This window comes from Clostridium sp. FS41 (genome assembly GCF_000954015.1).
In the GTDB taxonomy this organism is placed as follows: Bacteria; Bacillota; Clostridia; order Lachnospirales; family Lachnospiraceae; genus Enterocloster; species Enterocloster citroniae.
In genome coordinates, this window is record NZ_JYHN01000051.1 from 23077 (window position 1) to 49880 (window position 26804).

Consider the following 26804-nt stretch of genomic DNA (forward strand, 5'->3'; position numbering starts at 1 on the left):
AGCTTTTATGAAAAAAGTATTTGACGTGGAATTCTATAGCCAGCTGCTGGATAAGATAAATGCCAATATTTATATCACTGATGTGGAGACAGATGAGATTGTTTATATGAATGATGCCATGAAACAGACCTTCGGATTGGAAAAACCGGAGGGCTGTATCTGCTGGAAAGTCCTTCAAAAGGGAATGAAGGGCCGGTGCGGCTTTTGCCAGATCCATAGACTTCTCTCTGATACGCAGGATGGAGCCGTAAACTGGAGGGAGTGCAATACGGTAACAGGCCACACGTATCAAAACTGTGACAGCCTGGTTGAAGTGAATGGAAAAAAATATCATTTCCAGCACTCTGTTGATATTTCGGAACAGATTAAACTTTCCCAATACGCTAAGACCGATGACCTGACCGGGATCCTGAACCGAAGGGCGGGAAAGGAACGGCTCTCTCAGCTTTTAGATACCCTGAAAGAAGGGGAGTCTTTTATCGTGGTCATGATGGATGTGAATCAATTGAAGCTGATCAATGACCGCATGGGCCATTTGGAAGGTGACAGAATGTTGAAGTTTGTGGTGAAGAGCACACAGGCATGTATGGAAAAGGACGACTTTATGTTCCGGCTCAGCGGGGATGAGTTTATCGCTGTTTTGTTCCACCGTTCTTTGGATGAGGCCGGGCAATGGAGCGACCAGGTCCTGGAACGGATGTCATATACCAGGCAGTTCCATGGAATCACCTATGAGGTATCGTTTAGCAGCGGCCTGGTTGAGGTGCAAGGAGGATCGGGATATACGGTTTCTGAGATTCTCTCCATGGCGGATGCCTGTATGTATGAAAGCAAACGGAAATTTTATTCGTCCAATGGCGGGGCGGGCCAGGTACTCCAGGAGACGGATCGTCCAGACACACTGCCGGTCAGTAGCCAGGAAAAGAAAGATGGGATCACAGGCGTGCTGAACCGCATGGAAGGAAAGGAGCATTTGTGGGCGGCCCTCAGAAAGACAAAGATGAAAGGGGGCAGCCTGACGGTTGCTCTTTTGGACGTGGACAACCTGAATATGATAAATGAGACCTATGGGGGCAGGGCAGGCGATACCCTCCTGGTCCAGGTGACGGACGTGGTGAAAAAAAGGGTGGAAAAGCCTGATTTCCTGTTTCGCTTAAGCGGTGATGAGTTCATGGCAGTCAGCTTTCATATGAATGAGAGAGAGATGTCCAAACTCTTTCTGGACAGCCTGAAGGAACTTAAGGCGTTTCAGGAACAGAAGAACATACCCTATGAAATGACATTTTCCTTTGGCACCTATACTGTTGGACCGGATAATCCGTTGTCCGTGAACAGCATTATTGCCAAGGCGGATGAGATCATGTACATGCAGAAGCTGCGAAAAAGAAAAACGAAGATGCTGGAGGAAAATGAAAACCCCTTCCGGCATTCAGACGGTGCTGCAGGCTGGCGTGAATATGATTCCTCCTTGCTGTATGATGCCCTGACAAAAAGTACGGATGATTTCATATACATATGCAATATGAAGACAGGAGTGTTCCGGTACAGCCCTGCACAGGTATGGCTGTTTAATATGCCCGGTGAGGTATTGGACAATCCGCTGCCCATATGGAAGGAGATCGTTCATCCTGATGACTGGGAACGGTTTTACAAGTCCAACATGGAGATTGGCGAAAATATGATGGACTATCATTCTGTGGAATTCCGCGCCAAGAACAGGGAGGGAGAATATCTGTGGATGCGGTGCAGGGGGCAGATGATGCGGGATGAATTCGGGGAACCGTCTGTATTTGCAGGGATCATGACCCAGCTGGGACGTCAAAACAAGGTAGATCCGGTAACGCAGCTTCTCAATCACATAGAGTTCTTCCGCGTGTTTGAAAAAAAGATCAGGGACAAGATGGCGGTGGAAAGATTGGGGATCCTGCTCCTTGGTTTGGATAATTTCAAACAGGTCAATGAGATATATGACCGTTCCATGGGGGATCATATCCTAAAAACCGTGGCTCAGTCCATACAGTCCATCCTGCCGGACAATGCGGGTCTTTTTAAGCTGGACAATGACTGCATGGGGATTCTTATGGACAATGTGGGGCACAGGGATATGGAAACACTCTATATGGAGATCCGGAATATGATGGGGCGCATGCATTTTTGGAATCAGTATAAGCTGAACCTTACGCTGTCCGCCGGAGGCGTGATGTACCCGGAGGACGGAGGCGCGGCTTCTGAACTGTTTAAATATGCAGAGTATTCTCTGCGCTATGCCAAGGAAAAAGGGCGGGACCGTATCGTATTCTTCTCAAAGGAGATCCTGGAAAACCAAAAGAAGACCCTGAAGATCATGATGGCCCTTCGGGAGTCCGTCAACAGCGGATTCACCGGATTCAGCCTGCGTTATCAGCCCCAGGTGGACGCGGCCAGCCGAACGATCATCGGTGCCGAGGCTTTGCTGCGCTGGACGGATCCGGACGGCAGTATTGTGTCCCCGGTGGAGTTTATCCCCATTCTGGAGGAGACGGGAATGATCATCCAGGTGGGGCAGTGGACCCTGAGAACAGCCATGAGGACGGCCAGACCATGGCTGAAGAAGAACCCTGATTTTTCGTTAAGCGTGAATGTATCGGTGCCCCAGATGATGGAAGCTGATTTTGTGGAAAATGTGCTGGATGCGGTAGGGGAGGAGGAATACCCTTGCTGCAGCCTGATGCTGGAGCTGACAGAGAGCTGTAAAATCCACGATATGGGTCTTTTCTACAAAAAATTTGAAAGCCTGAGAGCCCATGGCATTCAAATTGCCATGGATGATTTCGGCACGGGCTATTCTTCTTTGGAGCTTTTGAAATTTGCACCCGTGGACGTGGTCAAAATAGACCGTATATTCATCAAGGATATTTTAAAAAGTAAATTTGACGCCACATTCATTCAGTTTGTGGTGGCCATCTGCCACAGCATCGGGATCAAGGTTTGCCTGGAAGGAATGGAGACAGCGGAGGAATATGAGGCACTGAAGACAGTGGGGCTGAATTATATCCAGGGTTACCTTTTCGGCAGGCCTATGACGGAGGTGGAGTTTTTTCAGTGGGAAGAAGCGGGTGAGTGACCGGACAACAGAAACATTAGAAGGCCACGATAGACCATCACCCGGCCTTTTCCAAAAGTGCCTGAATAAGTAGTTCCGCAATTGGCGTAAACACCTGATATTTCTTCCAGATAATATACATTTTATTTTCAAGCACAGGGTATAATGGACGGAAACACAGTCCGCTGTCTGTACTGGTGTCCGCCAGGTGGTCAAAGGTCAGCATACATCCAAGGCCCTCCTTTACAAATACACTTCCGTTGTAAAAAAGGTTGGCGGACCCCACATAATTCAGGGCGTCCGCCTTTTCGCCGCACCATCTGGGGATATCGGCTTTCATGGACTGGTCCGAACAGATCAACTCAATACCCATCAAATCATTGGCTGTGATATGGCTTTTTTTTGCAAGGGGATGGTCCTGGCGCATGAGAAGTCCCCAGGAATCCACGCCAGGGATCGCAATGTAGTTATAGTGCGTCAGGTTGGGGGGCTCCACAATAACAGCCATATCCAGAAGGCCCCGGTCCAAACGTTCCGTTACCTGTTGGGTATTCCCGCTGTGGATGTGGTAGCGCAGGCCGGGATATTGCTGTTTGAAATCCATGATCACCTGTGCAAGGTGTTTAACAAGATGTGATTCGGCGCATCCGATATATACATCGCCACCGGTCACTTTGCCCAGTGACTTAAATTCGTCCGTGGTCTTATCAACCATTTCCAGAATATCTTCCGCGCGCTTTCTGAGCAGCATCCCCTCATCTGTCAATTTAATGCTGTAATTGCTGCGGACAAATAATTTCTTGCCAAGTTCCTGCTCCAGATCCTTCAGCTGTTTGGACAGCGTGGGCTGGGAAATATGCAGATAGGCAGCGGCCTTTGTTATATTTTCCTCCCTGGCAGCCTCTAAAAAATATCTTAAAACCCGGATTTCCATGACAATACCTCCATTCTGTTCATTCAATCTTCCGATTCTGATAAAAATTCCAGTATAAGTTCCAATAAAAGTTCCGGTATAGGTTATAGTATACACTGCCAAGATATTTATTTCAAGAATATCTAGTTATAGAAAATAAGTATTGGCTATTTCCGAGAGGAGATCGTATAATCTGAATCAGGAGGGGACTTATATGGCAAAAGCATCAGATAAGCAGGGGATTTTGATACAAAACCTGGTGGATGCAGGTTTTGATTCCCAGACAGTTTGGGCCTGCCTGTGCTTAGTGGAAGAAGGGCGGCAGGCCCAGTTGCTGCGGATACTCGCGCAGCAAAAGGATGCTTTGCTGGATACAGTCCACCAAAGCCAGAGACAGATAGATTGTCTGGATTTTCTGGTCTACCAGATCAAACGCGGAAATGTATTTTAAGGATGATGGAGGAGGATTCCCATGAAAGCAGCTTTTGAAGGATATTCATTTAAACTCAGTGAAAATGTCACCAGAACAAAGGTATATTTCAGAAACCGTTACGGCATTGAACTGGCCGGAGATCTTTACGTGCCAAAGGGCGCTAAAGACAGGCTGGCTGCAATCGCTGTGTGCGGTCCCTTTGGCGCGGTGAAGGAGCAGGCGTCAGGGTTGTACGCAGATGAGATGGCGTTCAGAGGTTTTGCGGCCTTGGCTTTTGACCCGTCTTTTATTGGAGAAAGCGGGGGAGAGGCGAGGAACGTGGCTTCACCGGACATCAACACGGAGGATTTCTCTGCCGCGGTGGACGTTCTTTCCAATATGGATATGGTAGATCCCGAGAGGATCGGCGCCATAGGAATCTGCGGCTTCGGTGGAATGGCTTTAAACGCAGCGGCCATGGATACCCGTATCAAAGCAACGGTTACATCCACTATGTATGATATGACCCGTGTTAATGCAAAGGGCTACTTTGATCAGGATGACAGTGCCCAGACACGCTATGAGATGAAGAAAACTCTGAACGCCCAGCGCACAGAGGATTTTAAGTCCGGTACCTTTGCCAGGGCCGGGGGTGTAGCTGACCCGCTTCCCGATGACGCCCCCTTTTTTGTGAAGGATTATTACGATTATTACAAGACGGAGCGCGGGTATACGGAGCGTTCCCTGAACTCCAATGAGGGCTGGAATAAGACGTCCTCTCTGTCCTTTATCAATATGCCGATCTTACAGTATAGTGAGGAGATCCGCAGCGCGGTGCTGATGATCCATGGTGAGAAGGCACACTCCTGCTATTTCAGCCGGGATGCCTTTTCAAAGCTGACAGGCGGTAACAAGGAGCTTTTGATCCTGCCCGATACGGTCCACACAGACCTGTATGACAGGAAAGATAAGATCCCATTTCATAAGATCGAAAGCTTTTTTACGGAAAATTTGTGCCAGGGGAGATCACAATGAAAATAACATATATATTAATACCGGTGGCTGCTTTTTCTCTGCTTTTGCTCTGCGGCAGCGGAATTTCACCAAATCCGCAGTCAGGCGGAACTTCTTTAAATCCGCCGGCCAACGAAACCTCCTTCCGGTCTGCGGTTCAGACCGCAGACCAGACGTCTGAAGCCACGGCAGATGCAGCTGTCTTTGATCTGCCTGCCGGGGAAAATGGTATGGCTCCCACGGTCAGGCTGAACAGTGGTTATGAAATGCCCATTGCCGGAATCGGTACATACAGTCTCTTGGATGATGAATGTGTAAATTCCATTGTATCAGCACTGGACAGCGGAGTGCGGCTGATCGATACTGCTTATATGTACCACAATGAAACGGCAGTTGGCCGGGGAATCCGGCAGTCCGGCGTGCCAAGGGAAGAGATCTTTCTTACCACAAAGCTGTATCCCACACAGTTTGCCTATGCAGCGGAGGCCATAGACGAGGCATTGGAAGCCCTGGGAGTGGAGTATATTGACCTGATGCTGCTCCATCATCCGGGTTCTGGTGATGTGCAGGCGTACAAAGCCATGGAGCAGGCGGTGGCAGATGGAAAAATCCGTTCCATCGGTCTTTCTAACTGGTATATTGAGGAGATAGATACTTTTCTTCCCCAGGTGGCCATTCCCCCGGCGGTGGTCCAAAATGAAATCCATCCCTATTATCAGGAAAGCGAAGTTATCGGCTATATGCACGGTCTGGGAATTGTGATGGAGGGCTGGTACCCTTTGGGAGGCAGGGGGCACACCCGGGAACTTTTGAATGATGAAGCCATTGTTTCCATTGCCCGGGCTCACGGACGCTCCGCGGCACAGGTGATTCTGCGATGGAATCTGCAAAAGGGCGTTGTGGTAATTCCCGGTTCCAGCAACCCGGAGCATATCCGTGAGAACATTTCCCTGTTTGACTTTGAACTGACAAGGGAGGAGATGGAGCAGATCAATGCCCTGGACCGGGGCGAAAAACATGACTGGTATTAATAGGAGGTCCCTTATTTTGATCGATATGCTTCCGCCCCAAAAGTCCGTGTCAGTGTAGGCAGAGTGTTGAGAAACAGGAGGCAAAAGGCATTAAAAGCATATTCGATATGCTCCATGTCAAGACATACTAAATGAGCATACAGTTCATATTTGTTGGCAAACTGACGTGCTGTTTGAAATGAGATTTTTTTAGCAAGCTGCCATTATGCACATGAAAAAAGAACATGACGATACCTCCCCGATACCGTCATATCCTGCCGATGGTAATAAACAAATAAAAATCTGTCTGCTGCCGATTGCAGAGGAACAAGGTTTTTACCATGTTCATATCCAGTTTTTCATCAATGGCAACGCAATCCTCCATAGTAATCGCTTCATCGGTATCGACACGCTGGAAAGGAATTTGCAGTTTTTCTAACGCCTCATAAACTTTTTCCTGAAGCTGCGTCTGAAAGCGACAGGGGGCTTCGGTCTGAATTTCACTTACATAAAACATTGTGGTCACACTCCCGCTTGACTTTTTTGCGTATTCAGTTTACCATGTTCCATGTAATTACAAAAGCGAATGTTTATCATAGGATATATGATAAAATCAGATGAATGGAACAGGGTGACAACATGGACATGAATATTCAAAAATATATGGCGTTTGTCAAGACGGTCGAGTATGGCAGTTTCACAAAAGCCGCAGAAATACTGAATTACTCTCAATCTGGTATTAGCCGTATGATAAACGACTTGGAAAAGGAATGGAAAGTTGTCTTATTGGAAAGGGGGAAATCCGGCGTAAAGCTGACAAGCGATGGAATGAAGTTGCTTCCTCATGCAAAGAGTGTCTGCATGGAATATGAAAAGCTGCAAATGGAAGTGGACGAACTGAACGGGCTGCAATCGGGGCTTATCCGTATCGGCACATTTTCCAGCGTAGCAACGCACTGGCTCCCGAATATTATCAGGGAATTTCAAAAGGCCTATCCGGGCATTGATTATGAATTACTGCTTGGAGATTATACAGAGATTGAGGAATGGATTTCAGAGGGGCGCGTGGATTGCGGCTTCCTGCGATTACCGACTTATTCTGACTTTGAAACCATTTTTTTAGAACAGGACAGGCTGCTTGTCATTTTGCCGGAAAATCATGCTCTGGCGCAGCTTGAAAAAGTCCCTGTGGCGGCTCTTTGCAACGAGCCATTCATGCTCTTGGAGAAAGGCGCAAAAACGGAAGTGTCGGAAATATTTGAACGCTGTAACCTGACGCCCAACGTACATTTTACAACATGGGACGATTACGCGATTATGTCAATGGTGGAAAGCGGTCTTGGTATCAGCATTTTGCCGGAATTGATTTTGAAGCGCGTTCCATACCGGATTGTGGCAAAGGAATTAGATGTACCCGCATATCGAAAAATCGGAATTGCCCTGCGGAGTAAAAAGACAGCTTCACTCGCAGTCAAACGGTTCTTGGAGTATCTTCAATACCGTTAAGAATCCTATATTGAAAGTATGAAACAGCGCATTTATATTCAGCCGGATTTTCGGTTGTGTATAGATGCGCTGATTTTATGAAATGAAAAATATTTTTCTTAAATTTTCTAAAATCTTTGGCAAAAAGACTGTTTGCGGTGTTGTAGATAGTAAAAGAAATGCGGATGTTTTGTGAAAAAGCAAATCTCATATAAGGGCCTATCCCAGGTAATCCAGCACCCGGAACGAGTATTCATAGGTAAACAGGGCCAGTCCGTCATTCATATCGATCCCAAACAGGTCCGACATTTTCCCAAGGCGGTAAAAGAAAGTGCTTTTGTGGATGTGCAGCTCCCTGGCTGCGGACAGGGCGTTCCGGTTCTGGGCAAGGTATACGCGCAGGGTCCGGGCGTATTCCGTGTTGGCGGTCCTGTCATATTCCATGATACGGGTAATGGCAGGATGGACGGAAGCGCTTAGAAGGTTCTTATCATGGTACTGATAGAAGCCGTGCTCCATAAAATATGTTTCATAGTAAACAAAGGACGGGTGATCCGGCCGGGCTGTTTTTGCGTATAGCAAAGACAGCTCTTTTACTTGTTGGTAGTAGATGCTGCTTTTTGCAATGTCGGTATAGGGATAACTGATAAAAGCCTGCATATGGTTCAGCTGTAAGAAGGCATCAAAACGGCTCCTGCATGTTTCGCTGAAGGGCTCCGCTGAATCGCCGGGCAAAAGCACGGTCAGGCAGCCGTGAAACAGCACCACCATACAATTCGGCAGCAGGGCAAGCAATTGTTCAAAATAGCCTTTATATTGACTTGGTTTGTGGTCCGGGTCCGTAAATGACAGCAGCAGAATGGTATAATAGGGCATCTGCACGCGTCCCAGCTGGAGCAGGTGGCTGGTTATGTATTCCGTGCGGTCAAAATGCCCCTCCAGCAGCTCCGTGAGGAAATATTCATATTTCAGGCCGGTGGGATGGCGGTAACCGGCGTCCTTCTGCATTTCAATGGAAAGCATTTGGGAAAATACATCGATCAATTCTAAATCATCTTCTGTAAATTCACGGACTGTCCCTCTGACGCAGACATATCCCACCACTGCATGCCGGATGCGTATACTCTCAAATACCCATTTATATGGATAATCATCAAGGGTTGTGACATAGGGCGCAGAGGAGGAATAAATGTGCCTGATGATTTTGCGGTCCTCCATGTTCTGAAAAAGGGCGTCCTTCAGATAGAGGCGTCCATGTTTTTTCTCCAGATTATCAGCATCCTCCACCACGGGACTGGCTGCAATGATTGAAAAACTGGTATCGCATATTGTCACAGGATTGCCCAGATAGGCGTGGGCCACATGGGCCAGCCCCTCGATCCCGTGGCCGCTGTGCAGCGACCGGAACAGTTCCTCCTGTTTCAGCTTTTGTGCATTGTGCATGAAAATGACTTCCTGGACCGCATTAAACAGTTGGGCCAGGCCGATCTGTTCCCTGATATAGATAATGTGAGGGTCAGGCAGCGGCTCACATAACCCCACCATCAAAAGGTTCCGAGGGCGCCTGGCGGGGAGCTCGTTCTTGGAATCACTGATATAAAGGAGCTGCCCCTCTAAGTCCTGTGCCTGTCCCCCATATGTCCGTCCCATATATGTCTGTCCCTGCCCTGCCCGGTCCTGCTCACAGGCCAAAAAGCGGATCCCCTCAATCCTGGTCCGCCCATTCCACTGCCCTTCTATTTTAATATCAAATATCTCCTCCAGATGACGGACGATCGTTTCCAAATATGCCATGTACAGCCTCCTGTCAGACAAATGTACGAAAAGTAACACGAAAATGCGGATAAGATCCGACTTGAAACGGGTGCCTGTTAAAAAAATAACTGATATATTTTATATGAAGTATAACAGATTCGGGAATCTGTTTCAATCAAAAGTCGATTCAGACAAGTGTACAGGAGGAATCTCCGAGAGTACATACAAATGTCCAGGAGGAAAAGAGATGGCAGTTAAAGTAATGGGGATTACAGCAGGCAGAAAGGACAGCAACAGTGAGATCCTGTTAAAGGAGGCGCTTATGTACTGCGAGGAGGCCGGTGCGGATGTGACAATGATCAATTTAAAGGATTATCACATCGAGAGCTGCACGGGCTGTACCTCGTGCACAAGAGGCATGGCACAGGGAAAGCATACAGGCTGTGTGCTGGATGAAAGGGATGATAAAAAGAAGATCATGGAAGTGATGCTGGACCAGGACGCGGTGATCTTTTCAGCGCCCACCTACGATCTGATGCCCAATGCGGAGTATCTTATATTTGCCCAGAGAAGTTTGAGCTATGAGACGGCATTTTTGGAGACCATTGGTGCAATTGACCATAAGGACCGGGTTGCGGGGCTGATCTGTGCGGGCGGTTCCACCAGGGCATGGCAGTCCATGGCTCTGGAAGCCATGCAGGCCACCATGTTCACCACGGATATGAAGGTGGTGGATATGATACTGGCAACGCGGGTTCCGGGCCGTGCCCAGTGCCTGTTGGATGACGCTCTCATGGCCCGTGCGAGAAAGATGGGAGAACATATCATGAAAGCAGCGGCAACACCTCCCGGGGAGCGCGGATGGCTGGGAGATGAGGATATGGGCTGGTGTCCAAATTGTCACTCCAATGCCCTGGTGCTGGGAGAACCCCAGTGGGACGGGCTGCATTATCCCGTGGAATGTCAGGTCTGCGGCGCGGGCGGAGATCTGGAACGGACAGGGGATGGAAAATGGAGATTTGTCATCCAAAAAGACGGATATCTGAAGGACCGCACCACAGTGGCAGGCCGGGCAAAGCACCTGGAAGAGATCGGGCATACCGAGGGCGGATTTTATGCAGAGCCAAAGAATCTGAAGGCGGTGCAGGAAAGGGTGCGGAAGTATAAGAATAAGCAGTTTAAGGGGATTTAAAAGTATACTTATACTACTTTGTGCGTTTGCACAAAAACCAGCCATCTGCGGCGGAAAACATAAGGTGCAGGCATGATGTTAAGGGATTGTCAATCCACTATAATTTGAATCAGATCAAATGTCACTGAACAGTTACGATAAAATAATAATGGATTCCGGACCGGAGCATATTCAAACACGCTCTGCAACGGTCTGCCAAAAAGGAGAGGCAATGAGTCAATTCACACATCTGGAAAGCCCCATGACAATCCGGGGAAAAGTGTACAGAAACCGCCTGATCGCAGCACCTACCCTGTTTGCACATTCCGTGTTTTTTCTGCCTGAGATTGCTGAAAATGTATACCGGATGGTAGAGAACCGGGCCAAGGGCGGGTTTGCGGCCGTGTCAACGGGGGAGCTTCCCGTGAACAATGAGGAGGGCACCACCCTGTTTATGGAACGTGCCATTGACATGGATGACTACGATGGGGAAGATTTTAAAAAGATCAGGGAGTATGCGGACCGCATCAGGAAGCATGGCGCTCTCGCCTATCTGGAATTTTCCCATGAGGGAGCGGTGGCTGAGACAAAAGCGCCTTATGTTCCCTGGGGCCCGGACGCCTATGTGCGGGAGGACGGGGTACAGGTTTTTGCGCTGAACCCTGCAATGATGGAAAAGATCTGCAATGATTACCGGAAGATTTCCAAATTGGCAAAGGCCTGCGGATTTGACGGAGTGTTGGTTCACGGCGGGCACGGCTTTAACATGCAGCAGTTTATCTCGCCGTGGACCAATCACCGGACCGATGAATTCGGCGGAAGCATGGAAAACCGCGCCCGGTTCCCCAAAATGATCCTGGAAGCAGTGCGTGAGGGCATTGGGGAAGATATGATCCTGGAACTGCGCATGTCGGCGGAGGACGGAGTAAACGGAGGAATGACCATTGACGATATGGTGGAATTCTGCCGGGAGATCGATGGCATGGCTGATATCATCCATGTTTCCAACGGTTTGAAATGGGCGGGAAACCAGACGCAGACATTCTCGGATTTCTTTGATGTGCACGGCGTAAACGTAGAACATGCGGCAAAGGTCAAGGCGGCGGTAACCAGATCAAAAGTAGCGGTAATCGGCGGAATCAACGACCCGGCCTTTGCGGATCAGGTGATCGCGGATGGGAAGGCGGATTTTATTGAACTGGGACGCCAGGGATTTGCGGATCCTGAATTTCCCAACAAGGCATTTTCCGGCAGGGAAGATACCATACGCAAATGTGTGAGATGCTTTTCCTGTTATCCCGGTTTCTGCGAGCACAGGACCGATGTGCCTCTCTGGGAAAAAGGGCTTTCCAAGGAGGATGTTGACCGCATTTACAGCCCCGCATCCATGGGGCGCTGTGCCATTAACCCCAATTCCGGGTTCGGCTGGTATGAGGACCGGCACCCATATCCCACAAAAAGCAGAAATGTGCTGATCATTGGCGGCGGGGTGGGAGGCCTGCAGGCTGCCATCACTGCCAGGAAGCGTGGGCACAAGGTGACACTCCTTGAAAAGACAGGGGAACTTGGCGGTACGATCAACTTTACGGACTATGACGAGGACAAGGAGGACCTTAGAAATTTTAAGAATCTTCTGATCCGCGAAGCCGGGGAAAGTGGGGCCGGGGAAGCCGGGGCAGATATCCGCCTGAATACGGTGTGTTCCAGGGAAATCATGGATGAGTGTAAGCCGGATGCTGTGATCATAGCCACAGGCGCACGACCCATAAAGCCGCCCATTAAGGGAATTGACCGGGCCATGAATGCATTGGAAGCATATCACAATATGGACAAAATAGGAAAACACGTGGTTCTTGCAGGCGGCGGACTGGTAGGCTGTGAAGTGGGACTCCATCTGGCCAACCATGGCCATGAGGTGACTGTGATCGAGATGCAGGGAATGATGGCGTTTGAAACATTTGGATACTACCGCAATGCCCTTTTGGATGAAATGGACCGGCGCGGTTTGAAGCAGATGCTTCATACAAAGGTGCTGGAGTTTACAGATAAAGGCGTGCTGGTTGAAACGGACGGCGAACAAAAGCTGATTGCGGCGGATACATGCGTATATTCCATGGGGATGAAGGCGGACAAGGCAGTTGTGGAAGAGATCCGGGAGATGGCCGGAGGAATCAGGACATATGTCATCGGGGACTGTGACAGGGCCGGGAAAGTCGGAGACGCGGTCCATGCGGGCTATGAAGCGGCGATTGATATCATGTGACTGATGATGTGAAATTGAATAAAAAAATTGGAGGTATTATTGATTATGAGGAAAATGGAAACAGACGTTATTGTTGTGGCAGCCGGCCTTTCCGGCCTTGCAGCCTGCATTTCAGCGGCGGAAAACGGGGCCAGCGTACTGGTTTTTGAAAAGTCCAACACCACAGGAGGTGCGGCCAATATGGGCATGGGACCTCTGGGAGTCGGTTCCAGGATTCAGAGGGAGCACATGATCTCCCTTACTCCTGGGGAGGCGTTCCGCAAGCACATGTATTTCACCCACTACCGTGTGGACGCGCGGATGGTGCGTGATTATTACTTCAAGTCAGGGGATACCATTGACTGGCTGTCGGATATGGGCGTGGAATTTGCAGGTGTGCAGAGGGCGTTCAGTGCGCCGGAGAATACGAGAGCATACTCGGACGGTGAATTTACATGGCATGTATGCAAGCCCGAGGACGGCGGCATCCCTGGGCCAAGGGCAGCCACATCCATGACAAAAAAGATGACGGAGCGTGCAAAAGACCTGGGAGTGGAATTCCTGCTGGAGACTCCTGTCTGCAAGGTCATTATGGAAGACGGCCGCGCGGTAGGAGTGATGGCCAAGGATAAAGACGGTGAAGAGATTGAGGCCAGGGCCCAATCAGTGATCCTTGCCACCGGCGGCTTTGGCGATAATCCTGTCATGATCAAAGAAGAGACTGGATATGAGTTCGGAAAGACCATTTTTAATTTCGCTATTCCGGGAATGAAGGGGGACGGGATTAAGATGGCATGGGAAGCAGGGGCAGGCAAGGAGCCGTGCACCATGGAGCTGATGTACCAGCTTCCAGACAATATGAATCATTTTATCCTGGACGGCGCGTTCCGCCAGCCGTGCCTGTGGGTCAACCGCAACGGGCAGAGGTTCATGCCGGAGGATCAGATCGGAAACACCACCTTTACAGGAAATGCGATCACGGCCCAGCCCGGCAGCGTGGCCTATTCTATCTTTGACAGCAAGCTGCTTAAAAAATACAAGAAAAAAGGTCCGGACATTGTCAGCCACGTACACCCCCACGACCTGTATGATCACTTTGACGAACAGTGGAACCGGGATCTGGCGGACGGATATGAGCCGATCGCGCAGGCGGACACCATTGAGGAACTGGCCGAAAAAGCAGGCATTGATGCGGAAGGCCTGGCCGCGCAGGTGGAGGAATACAACGAGATGTGCGAGGCTGGATTTGATGAGATTTTTGAAAAAGACAGGCACTATATGCAGCCTATTGCAAAGGCGCCGTTTTACTGCTGCCGCCAGAACGTGGGCGCTTACGGTTCCCTGGGCGGAGTCAAAATCAACCATAAGACAGAGGTCATGACACAGGAGGCAAAGGTAATTCCGGGTCTGTACTGTGTGGGAACCGATGCGTGCAACATTTTCGGGGACAGCTATCCCTTTATACTGTCCGGCAATACCATGGGCTTCTGTTTAAACAGCGGGCGTATTGCAGGTGAAAATGCAGCGGCCGGGTTGGATGAGTTTGAGTATTAGAGAATACAGACGGCGGAATCAGGAGCGGAAGAATGAAGATTACCATTGACGGAAAAGAAATAGAAGCAAGGCAGGGGCAGTCGGTACTGGACGCGGCGCTGGATGGGGGGATCTTTATCCCCCATCTGTGCAGCCACCCGGACCTGGAAGCAAAGGGAGGATGCCGTCTGTGTTCCGTGGAAATAGAAGGCGGTGACCAGGCGGTCCCGGCCTGTAAAACCGAGGCCCGGGAGGGCATGAAGATTACGGTAAACGGGGCAAAGGCTGAGAAGGTCAGAAAAACGGCCATGGAACTGATACTGGCAACCCATCCGGCTGACTGCACCGGATGTCCCAAGTATGGCAAATGCGAGCTGCAGTCCATGTACCAGTACATGGGGGTCAGTCCGGAGCGTTGGAGAAAGAAATCCAGAAGTCTTGCCAACAACGACAGCAACCCCCTGATCTCCCACCTGTTTACCAGGTGTGTCCGCTGCGGAAGATGTATCCGCGCCTGTCAGGAGCTGCGCGGCGTAAAGGTGCTGGATTATATTAAGACGGATGCGGGCATCTGCGCAGGTGTTCCGGATGGAAAGTCGTTAAAGGAAGCGGGATGCCGTTTCTGCGGAGCGTGTATCGAGGTCTGTCCCACCGGTTCCATTATGGATCAGGTAAGGATCATGAAGGAAGACCGTTCCTATGCGGAAAACATTGTGCCTTGCAAAAGCACCTGCCCTGCCCATATCGATATTCCCAGATACATCCGCTATATCAGGGACGGGGAGTTTGACAAGGCTGCGGCGGTGATCCGGGAAAAGGTGCCGTTTCCGGAGACGCTGGGAAGCATCTGCAACCATGCATGTGAGAGTGAGTGCAAGAGAAATGAACTGGATGCCCCGCTTTCCGTGTGCAGGCTGAAGCGGGCGGCAGCGGTAAACGAGAGCGGCGCCTGGAAGGAGCATGCACGCAGGGAAGCCCCCACGGGAAAGAAGGCCGCTGTCATCGGAGCAGGCCCGGCGGGCTTAACAGCCGCCTACTATCTGGCGAAAAAAGGACATGGGGTGACTGTGTTTGAGAAAAACGAAAAAGCCGGGGGCCAGTGCCGTTACGGTATACCGGCCTACCGGCTCCCGGATGAGCTTTTGGACCGGGAGATCCGGACGGTTTTAGAGGCAGGGTTTGAATGTAAGACAAACACCCCGGTCCAGGCTCCGGCCAGTCTTTTGCAGCAGGGGTTTGACACGGTGCTGGTTTCCGTGGGAACACATAAGGGAACCAGACTTCCTCTGACAGGAAACGATTTGCCCCAGGTATACTTAAACACCGATTTCCTGCGGCAGGCCAGAACAGGGTCGCCCCTCCCCGTGAACGGACGGGTGATGGTCCTGGGCGGCGGCAATGTGGCTTATGACTGTGCCAGGACAGCGGTCCGTCTGGGCGCAAAAGAGGTACATATCGCCTGCCTGGAAAATGAACGGCAGATGACCTCCACCCCGGAGGAAATTGCGGAAGGTACACAGGAGGGAATCATCCTCCACGCGGCCCATTCTTTCCTGCAGATCACCGGTACGGACAAGGTGGAAGGAGTGGAACTTCAGAAAGTTCAGCAATTTTACTTTGATGAAAACAGGAAGGCCGTCATAGAGCTGGAAGAAGGAACCAGACACATTGTTCCTGCAGACTATGTGATCTTTGCGGTCGGTCAGAAGCCGGAGGGAACAGAGGACATGGGACTGGAGCTGACACACGGCCCTTACATTCTGGCCGATGCAGACCTGCGCACCAGCATGGAGGCGGTCTATGCGGCAGGTGACGCTGTGACCGGAACTAAGTCCGTGATCGCTGCAATTGCAGCAGGACGAAGGGCGGCGGAGCAGATGGACCTGTACCTGGGCGGTGACGGCGATATCAGTGAGGAATTTTTGGAAAAGGAAGTCCCGGCCGCTTATATTGGCAGAATGGAAGATTTTGCAGAGTTAAAACGCCAGGAACCCAGGACCGAACCTCCATCCCGGCGCATACAGGGATTTGAGGAGGCGGAGCATCCCTTTACCTGTGAACAGGCCATGTGCGAGGCCGGAAGATGCCTCCAGTGCGACCTGCGCCTCCAGCTGGCCAGACCAAAGCTCTGGAACGAATACTAAGGGGGTAAGAGAGATGACTACATTGGAAAAGATTCAGAACCTGAAAGAGAATGAATGTATCGCAGACCTCCTTTTGAATGAAGTCCGTGCTAATGAATGCCGGACCTGCGGAAAATGTGTATTCGGATACGAGGGCATCACCCAGCTGGAGATGACCTTAAACGACATCACGGAGAAAAAGGGCCGCAGCTCTGATCTAAGCCTGATGGAAGAACTCTGCGGCCTGATGAAGACCCAGTCTCTCTGCGGGACAGGGGAAGAAATCGCAGACGCGGTGCTGGCCGCCATTGAGACTTACCGCGGGGATTTTGAAGAGCATATCGGCAAAAAAGGATGCAAAGCCGGTATATGCAGGAAGTTTATGACCTATCATATCCTGGCGGACCGGTGCACGGGCTGCGGGGACTGCATGGACGAATGTGAGGAGGACGCGGTTCTTGGGAAAAAACGGTTCGTTCACGTTATTGACCAGGATGAGTGTACCCAGTGCGGCGCCTGTATGAGCGTGTGCGAAGAAGACGCGGTGGTAAAGGCCGGTGCGGTCAAGCCGAAATGTCCGCGCAAGCCCATTCCCTGCAGACGGTGAGACAGACGAAAAGAGCCGGTCCGTTAATTCAGCCGGTCCGGCTCTTTTTTCTTACTCAATCATCCCCAAATACCTCATGATCCTTACCGACAAATTAAAATTCATAAAATCTTCTCCCTCGATAAAATCACAATCCGTAATTTCCTTAATCTTCCCCATCCGGTACAGCAGTGTATTCTTATGGATATGCAGATTTTCGGCAATCTTTGCAGGCTGCCCCGGCCGGGTCAGGTATTCCCTCAAAGTCACCATAAAATCAGTGTTCTTTTCCCTGTCATAGTAGTACAGCTTCATCAGTCCCGGATGGATCAGAAACCGTATTTCAGAATCCTCCTTCTCATACAGCTCCAGCATCTGGAACAGATAATAGTCGCTGTAATAATAGATGGGGGCCGGGTCCTTAAGTTTCAGGCCCAGATGGACGGAATCAATGGCCTGCCGGTAGAACCGGGGAGTGTCCTCCAAATTCTGGTAAAAGTTGCTGATCCCTGCCTTCAGGCGGTTGGCCGACAGGTATTCCGACAGCTGGGATATCTCGTATTCACTGAGGTTCTGGTCCATGGCCCGGCTGATGAGAAATACGATGCTGTCCTCATAAATGGAATAGATGCTGCCTCCGAAGATCTTTTTCAAATACTCCAAAATGACCTCCAGCTTCAGATCTGAAAAACTGTGACTGACCGGCGGGATGACCACAATATAAAATGTCTCCTTCAGGCTGTAACCCAGGACCTTCAGCCTGTCCTTAATATCAGACACATTCTGCCGCGGATTTTTCAGAAGATCGGCCAGAAAGTAGGAATACATCACACCCCTGTTTCTGGAATAGGCGGAATCCTTCTGCAGCTCCATGGAGACCAGTTTGCAGAAGCGGTGGAAAAAGTCCGCATCATATTCCCGGAAGGGATGCTCGGATTCCAGCATCATCACATGGCCCACCTCCACCTCCTGTATATGGACCGCATCCACCAGCATCCCCTTTTTGACCAGCTCGTTGATGAAGTAGTAGGCGGTATCGCTGCTTCGGACCTTCTCGTCCAGCCGGTTGAACCGGATGGACCGGATCCCTTTTTCGCTGATATAACCGGAAGCGCTTTCCTCACGGAAGAAATCATTATCCGGTATAATGCCCGCGGACATGGCCAGATATTTATTCTGCAGGTCTACCACATAAATGGGATTGTTAAACAGCTGGGAAGCGGTATCGATCAGGTGCTGAAGGCCGTTGCCGGAGAACAGCGCATTGGTCAGGATGTGCATGCCGGTTGTGATCTGCTGCAGCTCGGTCAGGTTTTCCAGCGTAACATTAAAAAGCTGGGCCTGTGAGATTTCCGGACCAAAATAGACAATGGTAAATGCGCTTTCATCATAGGGAGAAAAGTCAATCTCATCTCCATAACAGAACAGTGTAAATGTGGAAACCGTATCCCTATGGGGGAGCAGAGCAGTGGAGGTCAGATAGAGGACGGTCTCCTCAAAACGGTTCTGCTCCGGTGTCAGGATCCTTATGTTAAGCATATCGCAGTTGGATTGCCTGTTGCCGAATATCTGCGGATAATAGTGTTTCTTTTCCAGTTTATCTAATAAGATCTGATATTCCATAACCCCTCCATTTCGCATTGTGCGTCCGCACAAAAATGAGCTTCCGGCAATTGCCATCATTAGCCGGAAACACGATGATAACAGTGCTTTTATTATATATAATAATCACACAATCGTAAATAGAAAAACGGGAGAAAAAAGGGAAAGGAAGGAAGCTGTCTATGAGTACACTAGGAAAATATAACAGAAGCGTTTCGATCATCGGCGTGGGCTGTACCCCATTTATGTACACGGTAGATCATCCGGAGACGGATGGACTCACCGAGGGGGAACTGTTCGGATACGCGGCATTAAAAGCAATGGAGGACGCGGGAGTCAATCCGCGGGATGTGGATTTTTATTTTCACGGTGAGGCAAGCCCGCTCAACGGTTCCAACTATCTGACACCCAATGTTCAGGTTGCCAACTGGTTTGGAATGAAGGGAAAAGGATCCATCCACCATTCGGAGGCATGCTGCACAGGTTATCTTGCCATTGAGCAGGCGGTCAATGCAGTGGCGTCAGGAAAATACAACTGTGTTCTCACAGGCGCGGTGGAATTTGGTGACAGCACTCCGTCACCGGCCGACAATGTGGAAAGCCCCAAGCACCCGTATAAGCGCGACAAGATGACCATGGAAAAGTTTTTAAAGACCACGTCATGGCTGTATGACCGCACTTACACAAGAAGTCTGATGGCGGGCCAGGAACTGATTTATGACGATGCCGCGGAGTGGTATGTGCGGACCAGGGGCATCACGGCCGAGCAGATGAACGATGCCCTGAACTGGATGTGTATCAACAACCGGCGGAATGCATCCGTGAACCCCCTTTCCCTGGAAAAACGGACATATGAGTCCCTTGCAGAGGAAGCGGGTATGACGCTGGACGAATACATGAATTCCCCCTATAACCCCAAAATGGGAGATTACCTGCGCGCCGGAGGCGTGGAACTGAAATGTGATGGCGCAGCCGCAGCCATTGTGTGCGCCACGGAAATGGTTCCGGTGATCGCAAAGAACCTGAAACACAGGCCCATCCAGGTGCTGGGAATCGGAAGCGCTGCCTGTGAAGCCACCACACCTCATTTTGAGGTACGCGCCACAGAGGAAGCGGTGCGTCAGGTATACGAACTCACAGGCATGTCCGGGGATGACCTGGACCTGTTCTATGCAAATGATTTTATCATCACCTCTCACCTGGTGTCGGCGGAGATCGCCGGATATCTTCCATACGGCGAGGGCTGGAAATACATCTGTGACGGACGCACGGCGTGGGACGGGGATAAACCGATCAATACAAACGGCGGGCGCACCTCCTTCGGCCATGCACATGCGGCATCGGGGCTGGCGGATGTCTATGAGGCCTGCAAGCAGCTGTGGGGCGAGTGCGGTGAGCACCAGGTAAAAAAACAGCCTAAGACTGCAATGTTAAGGGGATATGGCGGCGCCCAGAACGTTGCCGCTGTCCTGCTTCGTACAATAGATCAACAGGAGGTGTGATGATGAGCATTCAATTAGAAAAGGTGGTACAGACATTTTATGAGGGCCTGGAGGAGGGAAAGATTCTGGGACGCAAATGCCCGTTATGCGGAAATGTAGAATTCCCTCCGGTTTATGCCTGCAATCAGTGCGGTAATTATGAAACCCAGTGGTATGAGATCAGCGGCAAGGCCAAACTGCATTCCATCGTACTTCCGGCCGCCCTTTCATCCAAGCCGGAGTACAAGAACCTGGGAAAATACGCCTACGGGGAAGTGGAGCTGGAGGAAGGATCCCGGTTAAATGCGGTGGTCCGCGGCATCAGCAAGAAAAACCGTAAGGAATTGTCGGCCAAGCTTCCGCTGAACTGCCATGCGTCTATCTTCCAGAGAGAAGGCGGTTATAAGACGGTTGTGTTTGATCTGGACCAGGAGCAGTGATGTCCGGATCAGATGAAGAGCAGTAATGCGCGGATCATAAGAAGAACAGCAATCTATGGATCATATAAAGAAATAATGATAGAAAATGACAAAAAGGAGAATAAAATGGACAGAAAAGAATTAGAAGCACAGGTACTTCAGATGGTAGCCATGTCATACAAAAAGGATGTAAAGGATCTGAACACATCCACATCTTTTAAAGAGGATCTGGGAGGCGCATCCGTGCAGATGGTTGCCCTTGTGTCGGAAATTGAAAATGAACTGGATGTGGAGCTGATGCTTTCAGAGGCCAGCGCCTGTGCAACCGTTGGAGATCTGACGGATCTGATTGAAAAAGAACTGTAGGGAATAGAACTGTAGAGGATTTTTCAAACAGACTCCAGGAAATTTGTCAGGAGGAATCAATTATGAGTGTACTGGATCAGATTTATGAAAAAGCAAAAAGGAATCCCCAGCGGATCGCATTTCCGGAGGCTCTCAATGAGAAGATGATGCAGGCGGCTTATGAGACGGGCAAAGAGGGATATATTATTCCTGTGCTTGTCGGGTATGGGGATGAGATCAGGATGGCATTATCCGAAAAGGGATATGAGGAGAGTATTTTCACAATCGTGGATATCAGGGAGGAGACATATAAAAAGAGCCTGATTGACCGGTATGTGGACTTGCCCCAGGCCATGTTAAAGGAGAAGGCGCTGAACCGCCGGATGCAGAACCCATTGTATTACGCCATGGTTATGCAGGCCGTGGATGAAGCGGATGTGACCTTTGCGGGAATTGACAACACCACCGGAGATGTGCTGCTGGCCGGGCAGATGGTGATCGGCCTGATGCCGGGAATCAGCACCATATCCAGTATCGGACTATGTGATATTCCGGGATTCAGGGGAAGCGAAGGAAGCCTTCTGGCGATCGGTGACAGCGCTGTGTGCGCCAATCCGGATGCGGGACAGCTGGCGGATATTGCGATTTCCGCCTGTGATACGGTGAGCAGCCTTCTGGATTGGGAGCCGAGGTGTGCCATGGTCAGCTACTCCACTCTGGGAAGCGGCCAGGGAGAGCTGGTGGATAAGGTGGCTAAGGCGGTGGCAATTGCCAATGGGCAGCGCCCGGATCTTGCCATCGATGGAGAATTTCAGTTTGACGCGGCCGTTTCACCCCAGGTGGCGCTTAAAAAGGTGCCAAGGGAAAGCCGGGTAGCAGGAAAGGCTAATGTGATCATCTGGCCGGACCTGAATGTGGGAAATGTGGGAGTGAAGCTGATCCAGCAGTTTGGCCATGCCAATGCCTACGGACCCATGCTTCAGGGATTTAACAAAGTGGTATGTGACTGCTCCAGAGGCGCTCCGGTTTCCGAAATAAAAGGAAATATTGTCATCAGCGCCGTGCGTGCTGCTGGAAGTAAAAGGTAAGGAGACACAGCATGAAAGCATATAAAGTACTGACCATCAATCCCGGCTCCACCTCCACAAAGGTTGCGCTGTTTGAAGGAGATCAATGCCTGTATTCCCGGAATGTTTCCCACGAGGCAAATGAGCTTGGGAAATTTAAGACCCTGCCGGAACAGCTTCCCTACCGCCGGGATACCATTTTAAAGCTTCTTAAGGAGGCGGGTATCAGCCTTGAAGATGTGGATGTATTTGTGGGCCGGGGCGGCGGTCTGCTGGCCGTGGAGGGCGGAACCTATGGGGTGACGGATCTGATGCTGGAACATGCAAGGACCTGCGCCAATGGCGTGATCCACCCGGCCGCGTTGGGCCCGCAGCTGGCCCATGAATTTGCAGAAACCTATGGCGCCAAGGCAATGGTGGTTAATCCGCCGGATGTGGACGAACTCCAGGAACTGGCGCGTATGACCGGTATCAAAGGAGTGTACCGCATCATTCATCTCCATGCGCTGAATTTGAAGGAGACGGCGATCCGCCACAGCCGGAATGTGATGGACAGGGCCTATGAGGAGTGCAATTATGTGGTATGCCACATCGGCGGAGGCATTTCCGTATCTGCCCATTGCAGGGGAAAGATGATCGATGGATATGATATTGTGGGAGGGGAGGGGCCAATGGCGCCTACCAGATGCGGAAGCATTTCCGTGGCAAACCTTCTGGAATATATGGAAACCAGCGGCCTGGGAGTGGCGGATGTGAGAAAACTCTGCACCAGAACAGGGGGATTTGTAAACCACGTGGGAATCTCGGACGCCATTGAATTGACGGACCGCGCTGCATCGGGGGACCGGTATGCGGAAATGCTCTGGGACAGCATGATCTACCAGATCGAAAAGTGCATCGGATCCATGGCAGCCGCGCTTCACGGACAGGTGGACGGCATTCTGCTGGGCGGCGGCATGGTACATAACCAGGACCTTGTAAAACAGATCACAGATGCATGTTCCTTTATCGCACCGGTGACAGCCTATCCCGGAGAGTTTGAGATGGAAGCCATGGCTGCCGGAGCCATCCGCGTGCTGGAAGGCGGGGAGGAACTGAAAACATACACAGGAAAGCCGGTATGGGACGGTTTTGACTGGGAGTGACGGATATGGAAGAAAAAAGGATAAAGACAATCAATATGCTGACCCTGGCATTTGGCATTGCGTTTATGCCTCCGGTCTGGGCTGTGCTGGCGCCTTTTATAGGGGTGGATACCGGAGCCGTGGCTCTGATCTGCGCCGGACTATTTGTGGCCAACGGCAATAGACGGCAGGATACGTTTAAGATCAGCCTTGGTTTCCTGCTGGGCGATCTATGGGCGCTGACCGCGGTGTGGATCATGGAAATCCTGCCGTGGAATCCCAATGTGGAGCTGTACCTTACCCTGTTCATTCTGGGAGGGATTGCGGTGATCGTTGGGGAGACACTTGCAAAGGTGATCTATACACCGGCCTGGCTGTGCGGATGGGCCATCGGCCTTACTATCATGGGTCCCGTGAAAGTGGACCGGATCGGCACCCTGCCGGTCCAGATCGGGATTGCCATGCTGGTGGGAGTTATCTACGTGGGCGTGGGCGTTGACGCGTTTCAGAAAATGATGGTAAGGCGGCTCATGAGGTAATAATGATGCAAAAAGTAAAGATAATCATCGCAGATGCAGACCGGATTGCCGCACATGGGGATGAGTTTATCCACAGCATCCCTCAGTATTACGCTGAAAAATACAGGAATATAAAGGTAAAGCAGGAGGCATGCCAGGAATTGACGGCAGGCTTCCTGCTGAAGTCTTATCTGGGGGTATGGAGTGATGGACAGCTCATAAGGAACAGGTATGGAAAGCCCATGCTGAGGTCCGGGGAGATCTGTTTTAATCTGTCCCACAGCGGGAATTATGTGGCCCTGGCCATTGCGGATATGGAGATCGGGGTGGACATGGAGAGAATCATGGATATCCACTGGCCATCTGTAAGAAAAGTGTTTTCCGGGGAACAGCAGGTACGTCTTAAACAAACGCCGGAAAAGGAACAGTCCATACAGTTTACAAGGATGTGGACAGAGTGTGAGGCGGCTTTGAAACTATTGGGGACCGGGTTTGTAGCGGGAGCGGTATATGAAAATGAGGGGCGGTTCGTCCACTGGTTTCAATACGAGGATTACATGGTTGCGTGTGCTGCAAATGAGGACTTTCAGATATCTGTCAGAGAGGCTGGGAGGGAGGAACTGGTCCATGGGCCAAAGGCAGCTAAACGGCAGGCTGCGGGGAGGCAGGCCGCCGGGCATCCTTTGGGCCGGATCCGGGGAATGATGCGTGGGGAAATATAAAACTGCTCCCTATGGAAATGGGAAAATATATCTGGATTCTTCGGTGGGTGGACCTCTAGGGGCGGAAATGTTCCTGCGGGTATATCCGGACAAAAATCCTTCATTTAAGGAATATCCCCAGCTGTTCAGGGGACTGTGGTAGGACAGCGTAAAGCGTCTTAAGGACATAAGGGTCATCCGGAACCTGGGATTCAGGGGACAGGGGGATACCTCCTTCTGGGAACAGTACGGTTTGGTAAGAGTCTTCCGGGGCTTGATAATTTGAAAAAAAGTGATATATTGGGAGATGAGCCTGGAAAAAACGGGGGGCCTTTCCCCATATCTGTAGGAGGTAATGGTAAATGAAAAAAATAGGTTTTATTGGCATGGGGATCATGGGAAAATCCATGGTGCGCAATTTGATGAAGGCGGGCTATGAGGTTGCTATTTATACCAGAACAAGATCAAAGGTGGAGGATATCATTAGCGAAGGAGCAGTCTGGTGCAAAAGCGCGGGGGAATGCGCCAAGGGACGACAGGCTGTGATCAGTATTGTGGGGTATCCAAAGGATGTGGAGGACATCTATTTTGGTGAAGGCGGTATCATTGCCAATGCGGATCCCGGCACATATCTGATCGATATGACAACCACCAGTCCCAGACTGGCTGTGCGGATTTATGAGGAGGCAAAGAAAGCAGGTCTTCACGCCCTGGACGCTCCGGTGACAGGAGGCGACAAGGGGGCAAAGGATGGAACATTGACCATTCTTGCCGGCGGTGACAGGGAAGACTTTGACGTCTGCCTGAACATCCTTCAGGCCATGGGTAAAAATATTGATTATGAAGGTAGGGCAGGAAACGGACAGCACACCAAGATGTGTAACCAGATTGCGGTTGCGGGAGCCCTGGCAGGGGCTTGTGAGGCAATGGTCTATGCCAGGAATGTGGGGCTGGATGTGGACACAATGCTAAAGTCCATTTCCACAGGAGCCGCCGGCAGCGTGCAGATGAACAATGTGGCTTCAAAGGCGCTGCAGGACGACTACCGGCCTGGATTCTTTATCAAGCATTTTATCAAGGATATGAACCTGGCGGATGAAGAGGCCAGGGCAGCGGATACGGAGTTAAAGGTGCTGGAGGACGTCCTTTCCATGTATAAGGAATTGGAGCGGGAAGGCATGGGAGAACTGGGAACGCAGGCTTTGATCAAATATTATAATTGGTAAGCCTGCAGCTGCAAAGGTCAGGTGGGAGACATGGACAAAGGAATTGAATACATTTTGGAGGTGGCTCGCTGCGGCGGCATCACGAAAGCAGCGGAGAACCTGTTCATTACCCCGTCTGCCTTAAGTAAATTTGTCCAGGCCAGGGAGTCTGAGCTTCAGGTGAAGCTGTTCCACCGTGTGGGCAAGCGGTTTGTGCTGACCCAGGCAGGGGAGTATTATGTTCAGAAGATAGGGGAGATCGAGCGGATCCAGCGGGAACTGGACACGCAGATGGGCAGTTTTTCCAGTATGAGCAGGGGGTGATACGCATCGGGGTCCAGGCCACCTTTACGGAGGTCATGTTCCGCTTTATCCTGCCGGAGCTTAAGGAGGCATTTCCGGGGATCCGAATCCTGATGCACGAGCGCACCGTGGGGGAGCTGGTCCAGATGGTAAAGGGGCGCCAGCTGGACGTGCTGCTGGCCGTGATGGATAAGCAGGAGCATGGCTTCTGCTATGAAACGGTCCACCAGTGTGAGCTGGTGATGGCAGCGGTGGGGACGCATCCGGTGGTACGGAAGGCTGTTTCAAAACCGGGATTTCGATATCCCTGGATCGACCTTTCGTACTGCTGTGATCAACCCAATGTAATGCTGATGCCCGGTTCCCCGTACCGTACCTATGCGGATAATCTGTACGGTTATTACCAGCTGAAGCCGGATATCGCTTATGAGCTGGGATCCTCACGCAGCGGCCTGGCCTGTGTGGCGTACACCCATGCCCTGATGATCACGCTGGACCACATGATATTTAATAATCTGTTCCATGAGGAGATTGTCCCCCTGTCCGTGGGTGAGAAACCCTTATCCAGGAATTTGGTCACCGCACATCCGGAGGAATCCATGCTGACAGAGGAGATCAACGTGTTTCACCGTATCTGCAAAAAGCATATCCGGTAATATAGTAACCGTTCAGTTTCTCCGTCTGGACGATTACGTAAAATATTGAATTAAAGT

Annotated in this window: 24 protein-coding genes; 20 read left to right on the forward strand and 4 right to left on the reverse strand. The window is 50.7% G+C overall.

Annotated elements, in window-relative coordinates; genetic code table 11:
• Positions 1-7 precede the first annotated feature (7 nt).
• Positions 8-3103, forward strand: a complete 3096-nt coding sequence (locus CLFS41_RS30985; RefSeq protein ID WP_052665672.1) for a diguanylate cyclase — start codon at positions 8-10, stop codon at positions 3101-3103.
• 37 nt (positions 3104-3140) lie between these two features.
• Here CLFS41_RS30985 and CLFS41_RS08340 read toward each other — a convergent pair whose 3' ends face one another.
• Entirely contained in the window at positions 3141-4016 is an 876-nt protein-coding gene (locus CLFS41_RS08340; RefSeq protein WP_007863032.1) for a LysR family transcriptional regulator, read from the reverse strand.
• Positions 4017-4209: 193 nt separating this feature from the next.
• On the opposite strand from CLFS41_RS08340, the gene CLFS41_RS08345 reads away from it, so the two are divergent.
• Genes CLFS41_RS08345 through CLFS41_RS08355 form a run of 3 tightly spaced genes read left to right on the forward strand, consistent with a single transcriptional unit; the run spans position 4210 to position 6452 of the window.
• A complete protein-coding gene (locus CLFS41_RS08345) occupies positions 4210-4446 on the forward strand; it encodes a hypothetical protein (protein ID WP_007863029.1) in 237 nt (78 codons plus the stop codon).
• A 21-nt stretch (positions 4447-4467) separates the two neighbouring features.
• Positions 4468-5442 (forward strand): alpha/beta hydrolase, encoded by a 975-nt coding sequence (locus CLFS41_RS08350; protein ID WP_045092025.1) that lies wholly within the window; start codon positions 4468-4470, stop codon positions 5440-5442.
• Positions 5439-6452, forward strand: coding sequence for an aldo/keto reductase (locus CLFS41_RS08355; protein ID WP_117451591.1), 1014 nt, complete (start codon positions 5439-5441; stop codon positions 6450-6452). The genes CLFS41_RS08350 and CLFS41_RS08355 overlap by 4 nt, the downstream gene beginning before the upstream one ends.
• Before the next feature lie 247 nt (positions 6453-6699).
• Here CLFS41_RS08355 and CLFS41_RS08360 read toward each other — a convergent pair whose 3' ends face one another.
• Positions 6700-6948, reverse strand: coding sequence for a proline--tRNA ligase (locus tag CLFS41_RS08360; protein WP_242849232.1), 249 nt, complete (start codon positions 6946-6948; stop codon positions 6700-6702).
• A 122-nt stretch (positions 6949-7070) separates the two neighbouring features.
• On the opposite strand from CLFS41_RS08360, the gene CLFS41_RS08365 reads away from it, so the two are divergent.
• Entirely contained in the window at positions 7071-7937 is an 867-nt protein-coding gene (locus tag CLFS41_RS08365; protein WP_045092083.1) for a LysR family transcriptional regulator, read from the forward strand.
• Positions 7938-8135: 198 nt separating this feature from the next.
• Here CLFS41_RS08365 and CLFS41_RS08370 read toward each other — a convergent pair whose 3' ends face one another.
• Complete coding sequence (locus tag CLFS41_RS08370) at positions 8136-9710, reverse strand: helix-turn-helix domain-containing protein (protein WP_045092026.1); 1575 nt, start codon at positions 9708-9710, stop codon at positions 8136-8138.
• Positions 9711-9918: 208 nt separating this feature from the next.
• On the opposite strand from CLFS41_RS08370, the gene CLFS41_RS08375 reads away from it, so the two are divergent.
• From CLFS41_RS08375 to CLFS41_RS08395, 5 genes are all read left to right on the forward strand, one after another.
• On the forward strand, positions 9919-10863 hold the full coding sequence (locus tag CLFS41_RS08375; protein ID WP_045092027.1) for a flavodoxin family protein: 945 nt from the start codon (positions 9919-9921) through the stop codon (positions 10861-10863).
• A 211-nt stretch (positions 10864-11074) separates the two neighbouring features.
• Positions 11075-13105 carry an NAD(P)/FAD-dependent oxidoreductase gene (locus tag CLFS41_RS08380; protein WP_045092028.1) on the forward strand — a complete coding sequence of 677 codons (2031 nt, stop codon included), beginning with the start codon at positions 11075-11077 and terminating at the stop codon, positions 13103-13105.
• A gap of 45 nt (positions 13106-13150) precedes the next feature.
• A complete protein-coding gene (locus CLFS41_RS08385; protein WP_007863014.1) occupies positions 13151-14638 on the forward strand; it encodes an FAD-dependent oxidoreductase in 1488 nt (495 codons plus the stop codon).
• A 32-nt stretch (positions 14639-14670) separates the two neighbouring features.
• Positions 14671-16761 (forward strand): FAD-dependent oxidoreductase, encoded by a 2091-nt coding sequence (locus tag CLFS41_RS08390; protein WP_045092029.1) that lies wholly within the window; start codon positions 14671-14673, stop codon positions 16759-16761.
• Between the two features lie 13 nt (positions 16762-16774).
• On the forward strand, positions 16775-17347 hold the full coding sequence (locus CLFS41_RS08395) for an NADH-ubiquinone oxidoreductase-F iron-sulfur binding region domain-containing protein (RefSeq protein ID WP_045092030.1): 573 nt from the start codon (positions 16775-16777) through the stop codon (positions 17345-17347).
• A gap of 51 nt (positions 17348-17398) precedes the next feature.
• On the opposite strand, the gene CLFS41_RS08400 is transcribed toward CLFS41_RS08395, so the two are convergent.
• A complete protein-coding gene (locus CLFS41_RS08400) occupies positions 17399-18949 on the reverse strand; it encodes a helix-turn-helix domain-containing protein (protein ID WP_007863011.1) in 1551 nt (516 codons plus the stop codon).
• A 161-nt stretch (positions 18950-19110) separates the two neighbouring features.
• Here CLFS41_RS08400 and CLFS41_RS08405 point away from each other — a divergent pair, with 161 nt between their 5' ends.
• The 10 genes from CLFS41_RS08405 to CLFS41_RS08445 all read left to right on the forward strand — a co-directional run bounded on the left by CLFS41_RS08405 (position 19111) and on the right by CLFS41_RS08445 (position 26747).
• Entirely contained in the window at positions 19111-20430 is a 1320-nt protein-coding gene (locus CLFS41_RS08405) for a thiolase family protein (RefSeq protein ID WP_045092031.1), read from the forward strand.
• A gap of 2 nt (positions 20431-20432) precedes the next feature.
• Positions 20433-20849 carry a zinc ribbon domain-containing protein gene (locus CLFS41_RS08410; RefSeq protein WP_045092032.1) on the forward strand — a complete coding sequence of 139 codons (417 nt, stop codon included), beginning with the start codon at positions 20433-20435 and terminating at the stop codon, positions 20847-20849.
• 105 nt (positions 20850-20954) lie between these two features.
• Positions 20955-21194: an acyl carrier protein gene (locus CLFS41_RS08415; protein WP_007863006.1), complete on the forward strand. Its 240-nt coding sequence runs from the start codon at positions 20955-20957 to the stop codon at positions 21192-21194.
• A gap of 62 nt (positions 21195-21256) precedes the next feature.
• Positions 21257-22261, forward strand: coding sequence for a phosphate acyltransferase (locus CLFS41_RS08420; protein ID WP_045092033.1), 1005 nt, complete (start codon positions 21257-21259; stop codon positions 22259-22261).
• A gap of 11 nt (positions 22262-22272) precedes the next feature.
• On the forward strand, positions 22273-23385 hold the full coding sequence (gene buk / locus CLFS41_RS08425) for a butyrate kinase (protein ID WP_007863004.1): 1113 nt from the start codon (positions 22273-22275) through the stop codon (positions 23383-23385).
• A gap of 5 nt (positions 23386-23390) precedes the next feature.
• A complete protein-coding gene (locus CLFS41_RS08430; RefSeq protein ID WP_007863003.1) occupies positions 23391-23903 on the forward strand; it encodes a DUF1097 domain-containing protein in 513 nt (170 codons plus the stop codon).
• A 2-nt stretch (positions 23904-23905) separates the two neighbouring features.
• Positions 23906-24604 (forward strand): 4'-phosphopantetheinyl transferase superfamily protein, encoded by a 699-nt coding sequence (locus tag CLFS41_RS08435; protein ID WP_052665674.1) that lies wholly within the window; start codon positions 23906-23908, stop codon positions 24602-24604.
• Between the two features lie 341 nt (positions 24605-24945).
• Complete coding sequence (locus CLFS41_RS08440; RefSeq protein ID WP_045092034.1) at positions 24946-25809, forward strand: NAD(P)-dependent oxidoreductase; 864 nt, start codon at positions 24946-24948, stop codon at positions 25807-25809.
• 30 nt (positions 25810-25839) lie between these two features.
• Positions 25840-26112, forward strand: coding sequence for a LysR family transcriptional regulator (locus CLFS41_RS30705; RefSeq protein WP_242856797.1), 273 nt, complete (start codon positions 25840-25842; stop codon positions 26110-26112).
• Entirely contained in the window at positions 26109-26747 is a 639-nt protein-coding gene (locus CLFS41_RS08445; protein ID WP_242856799.1) for a substrate-binding domain-containing protein, read from the forward strand. Before CLFS41_RS30705 ends, CLFS41_RS08445 begins: the two co-directional genes overlap by 4 nt.
• Positions 26748-26804 lie beyond the last annotated feature (57 nt).

What these genes read in the sequence shown, in the direction of transcription:
- CLFS41_RS08440 (WP_045092034.1), top strand. Translation starts at nt 24,946, where the DNA reads ATGAAAAAAATAGGTTTTATTGGCATGGGGATCATGGGAAAATCCATG.
- CLFS41_RS30705 (WP_242856797.1), top strand. Translation starts at nt 25,840, where the DNA reads ATGGACAAAGGAATTGAATACATTTTGGAGGTGGCTCGCTGCGGCGGC.
- CLFS41_RS08355 (WP_117451591.1), top strand. Translation starts at nt 5,439, where the DNA reads ATGAAAATAACATATATATTAATACCGGTGGCTGCTTTTTCTCTGCTT.
- CLFS41_RS08370 (WP_045092026.1), bottom strand. Translation starts at nt 9,710, where the DNA reads ATGGCATATTTGGAAACGATCGTCCGTCATCTGGAGGAGATATTTGAT.
- CLFS41_RS30985 (WP_052665672.1), top strand. Translation starts at nt 8, where the DNA reads ATGAAAAAAGTATTTGACGTGGAATTCTATAGCCAGCTGCTGGATAAG.
- CLFS41_RS08390 (WP_045092029.1), top strand. Translation starts at nt 14,671, where the DNA reads ATGAAGATTACCATTGACGGAAAAGAAATAGAAGCAAGGCAGGGGCAG.
- CLFS41_RS08360 (WP_242849232.1), bottom strand. Translation starts at nt 6,948, where the DNA reads ATGTTTTATGTAAGTGAAATTCAGACCGAAGCCCCCTGTCGCTTTCAG.
- CLFS41_RS08400 (WP_007863011.1), bottom strand. Translation starts at nt 18,949, where the DNA reads ATGGAATATCAGATCTTATTAGATAAACTGGAAAAGAAACACTATTAT.
- CLFS41_RS08340 (WP_007863032.1), bottom strand. Translation starts at nt 4,016, where the DNA reads ATGGAAATCCGGGTTTTAAGATATTTTTTAGAGGCTGCCAGGGAGGAA.
- CLFS41_RS08405 (WP_045092031.1), top strand. Translation starts at nt 19,111, where the DNA reads ATGAGTACACTAGGAAAATATAACAGAAGCGTTTCGATCATCGGCGTG.
- CLFS41_RS08430 (WP_007863003.1), top strand. Translation starts at nt 23,391, where the DNA reads ATGGAAGAAAAAAGGATAAAGACAATCAATATGCTGACCCTGGCATTT.
- buk (WP_007863004.1), top strand. Translation starts at nt 22,273, where the DNA reads ATGAAAGCATATAAAGTACTGACCATCAATCCCGGCTCCACCTCCACA.
- CLFS41_RS08350 (WP_045092025.1), top strand. Translation starts at nt 4,468, where the DNA reads ATGAAAGCAGCTTTTGAAGGATATTCATTTAAACTCAGTGAAAATGTC.
- CLFS41_RS08420 (WP_045092033.1), top strand. Translation starts at nt 21,257, where the DNA reads ATGAGTGTACTGGATCAGATTTATGAAAAAGCAAAAAGGAATCCCCAG.
- CLFS41_RS08410 (WP_045092032.1), top strand. Translation starts at nt 20,433, where the DNA reads ATGAGCATTCAATTAGAAAAGGTGGTACAGACATTTTATGAGGGCCTG.
- CLFS41_RS08415 (WP_007863006.1), top strand. Translation starts at nt 20,955, where the DNA reads ATGGACAGAAAAGAATTAGAAGCACAGGTACTTCAGATGGTAGCCATG.
- CLFS41_RS08380 (WP_045092028.1), top strand. Translation starts at nt 11,075, where the DNA reads ATGAGTCAATTCACACATCTGGAAAGCCCCATGACAATCCGGGGAAAA.
- CLFS41_RS08375 (WP_045092027.1), top strand. Translation starts at nt 9,919, where the DNA reads ATGGCAGTTAAAGTAATGGGGATTACAGCAGGCAGAAAGGACAGCAAC.
- CLFS41_RS08345 (WP_007863029.1), top strand. Translation starts at nt 4,210, where the DNA reads ATGGCAAAAGCATCAGATAAGCAGGGGATTTTGATACAAAACCTGGTG.
- CLFS41_RS08385 (WP_007863014.1), top strand. Translation starts at nt 13,151, where the DNA reads ATGAGGAAAATGGAAACAGACGTTATTGTTGTGGCAGCCGGCCTTTCC.
- CLFS41_RS08395 (WP_045092030.1), top strand. Translation starts at nt 16,775, where the DNA reads ATGACTACATTGGAAAAGATTCAGAACCTGAAAGAGAATGAATGTATC.
- CLFS41_RS08435 (WP_052665674.1), top strand. Translation starts at nt 23,906, where the DNA reads ATGATGCAAAAAGTAAAGATAATCATCGCAGATGCAGACCGGATTGCC.
- CLFS41_RS08365 (WP_045092083.1), top strand. Translation starts at nt 7,071, where the DNA reads ATGGACATGAATATTCAAAAATATATGGCGTTTGTCAAGACGGTCGAG.